Below are 2807 nucleotides of genomic sequence, written 5' to 3'. Positions count from 1 at the left end.
CCATATAAGCGCTCATGAAACATTTCAATCAGGGCACGGTTTTTTATCGTGTAGACCTGAGAAAGCGTTTCCTACTCGAGTGCTCGACGTCGGTAGTTCGTACTTCAAAGCGAACGCTTGTTACGCGTACATAGCATTCGCGATTGTCCTCTGAACAAAGTCTGACGACCGGCTCTTTCGTTGTGAAATCCTTGGACGTCGGCATGTCCACGGCCTCCGACGAGAGGCATCACCATGAGATAAACACGGCGGTTTCAAGGGTGAAGTGCAACAGGGGGTTTAGTGTTTAGAGCTTGGAGATTGGCTTGCTGAAGCAAGGGTTGCAGCGAAGACTTCGAACGGAGAATGGAACGCGTGAGTGGCGCGCGGCCGGCTATTCAGGCTGTCAGCGATCGCGTCGAGTTCGTCCTGACTGTAGACCGATAGGTCCGTACCTTTAGGCAAATACTGGCGCAGCAACCCGTTGGTGTTTTCGCAAGTACCGCGTTGCCAAGGACTGTGCGGGTCGCAGAAGTACACATTCACGCCGGTGGCGGCGGTGAGTTCCTGATGGCGCGACATTTCTTTGCCTTGGTCGTAGGTAAAGCTTTGCCGTAAGGGCGCCACAATCGAATTAAGTTTGGCGGAGAAGCCTGCGAGCGCTGAGGCGGCGGTGGCGTCCTCCATCTTGGCAAGCAGCACCAGGCGGCTGGTGCGCTCGACCAGAACGCCGACAGAGGATTGGTTGTCCGCACCCTTAATGAAGTCGCCTTCCCAGTGACCTGGCAGCAGGCGGTCTTCGATTTCGGGCGGTCGCACGTGGATACTGACCATGTCCGGAATCTGTCCGCGCCGGTCTGTGCCCCGCGCGCGTGGCATACGCGTGCTGTGGCCGTGGCGCAAGCAGGCAATAAGTTGGCGGCGCAGTTCACCGCGCGGCTGAGCATAGATCGCCGTATAGATGGTTTCGTGCGAGACGTGCTGGTTCGAGTCGGTGGGATACATGCGCTTGAGTGTGCCCGATATCTGCTGGGGCGACCATTTCCACTCAAGCAGGGTGAGAACGATGCGCCAGCAAACGCTTTGCGGGCAAAGCTTGGCCCGAGGACGCGACGCACTGCGGCGTGCGCTGCAAAGCGCCGCAGCGGGCACCGACGTGTAGCCAACAGAAGAGCTGTTTCGCATTAACTCGCGGCTGATAGTTCCCGGTGAGCGCCCGAGTATGCGGGCCATGGCCCGCATACTCGAACCCTGCAGATGCAAGCTTGCAATGGTTAGGCGTTCTTCAGGCTGCAGTTGTTGGTAAGAAGTTTTTTCGGACATTGCGACACCTTATACGAGGCAGGTGTTGCAGTTCACTTTTGATAGCGCCAGGCGAAGCCTGGGATTGGAGGAAGTCGTAGGTGACGGAAACCAGTCATTGGAGTCCAGAGGGTTCGACTCCCTCCCGGTAAAGGCTAACCACCAGCCGGAAGCGAGCCTTGCATGCGAGTGCGGTAACGCGCTACTTGAAGCGTAGGCAGCGGGTACTGAAGCCGTGTGATTGAGCCTCGATATGAACCAACCGTTGGTGTCTTCATTTTTCAAATGTTGGGGACAGCATTGTGCGAGCCGTAATGGTGAGGCTCGCCAGACCGACCGGGGTCCGAGAGCAGGGCAAAGGTATGAGGATGGATTCCCCAGGAACCTGGGAGGTCCTGTGTTTCGACCAACCCTATGTGGCCCTGAGGCACGGGGCGATATAAACCGGGCCATACCCTGCGGACCTCTCCGCTGCAGGGAGCAAAACGTGGAGAAGAAGGATTGGAGCGAAGAAGCGAATCCATAAGCGACTTCGTACTCGGCACAGGAAGTCTTAGCGCCCTCGTAGTACTGATGACGCCGGGGAACGCCGCTCAAGCGGACCCGGTCGATGGGAAGGGGGGCGTCGTTGTTGCAGAATCGTTCATGGGAAACACGGAGGTGCTTTGAAACCTGAAAGCGTGTCAACGAAACAGGAACGAATAGCCATGCTGGCGAGGAGCAATCCCGAGATGGCGTTCACCTCGTTAAATCATCACATCGACTTTGAGTGGGTGAGGTATGCCTACGACTGTACGCGCAAGGATGGTGCAGTCGGGGTTGATGGTCAGTCTGGAGAGGATTATGCAGTCAATCTCACGCAGAATCTTCAGGGGCTAGTCGACCGGCTCAAGTCAGGCCGATACCGCGCGCAGCCAGTCCGTCGGCATTTCATCGCCAAGGCGGACGGCAGTCTTCGTGGGCTCGGCATTCCCTCTTTTGAAGACAAGGTGGCGCAGCGCGCCATTGTTATGCTTCTGGAGCCGATCTATGAACACGACTTTCACGACTGTTCTTACGGATTCCGACCCGGTCGCAGTGCTCATGAGGCGCTGCGGTCTGTGTGGAAGGGGATTATGTATCGTGGCGGACAGTGGGTGCTTGACGTTGATGTACGGAAGTACTTGGATCACTCATAGCAATGCCCTTTGGTTCATGAAGTGTGTTCGAAGAAGTCTGGCTGGTCGTTGACGACCTTGATGCGCAAGCCTTTGCATCGTCCTCGACGGACCAGGACGGCGTCGAGCTCGCCGCGCTTTACACGCTGCAACACCGTTTGACGGGAAACACCAAGTCGCCGCGTCGCGGCCTGCATGACGACATATCCCTCGGGGGTGTCATCGACGAAACGGCTACGCAGGGCGTCGGTAATGCGAATGCGCCACGGTGCACCAGGCGTCGGCTGTTCGCCGGCGATGAAGCCATCGTTGACCCAGCGATGTAGCGTCGACGGTGCGGTACCCAGCGCGCGGGCCGCCTGGCGAATG

The 2807-nt window shown here is 57.6% G+C and carries 2 protein-coding genes and 1 pseudogene; 1 reads left to right on the top strand and 2 read right to left on the bottom strand.

The genetic code is table 11. The features are described from left to right. Positions 1-279: 279 nt before the first annotated feature. A complete protein-coding gene (locus tag QOC89_RS28715) occupies positions 280-1302 on the bottom strand; it encodes an IS30 family transposase (protein ID WP_089162324.1) in 1023 nt (340 codons plus the stop codon). Positions 1303-1946: 644 nt separating this feature from the next. Between QOC89_RS28715 and QOC89_RS28710 the strand changes: the two genes are divergently transcribed. Further along, entirely contained in the window at positions 1947-2459 is a 513-nt protein-coding gene (locus tag QOC89_RS28710; RefSeq protein ID WP_323048130.1) for a reverse transcriptase domain-containing protein, read from the top strand. A 14-nt stretch (positions 2460-2473) separates the two neighbouring features. On the opposite strand, the pseudogene QOC89_RS28705 reads toward QOC89_RS28710, so the two are convergent. Further along, a pseudogene (locus tag QOC89_RS28705) lies at positions 2474-2807 on the bottom strand (recombinase family protein); the annotation flags it as partial.

This window comes from Paraburkholderia sp., assembly GCF_034668105.1.
GTDB lineage: Bacteria > Pseudomonadota > Gammaproteobacteria > Burkholderiales > Burkholderiaceae > Paraburkholderia.
The sequence above is the reverse complement of the archived record's forward strand: the minus strand, read 5'-3'. Positions and strand labels throughout refer to the sequence as shown.

Bases quoted from the DNA above. Each gene is read 5' to 3' on its own strand.
- QOC89_RS28715 (WP_089162324.1), bottom strand. From the start codon at position 1,302: ATGTCCGAAAAAACTTCTTACCAACAACTGCAGCCTGAAGAACGCCTA.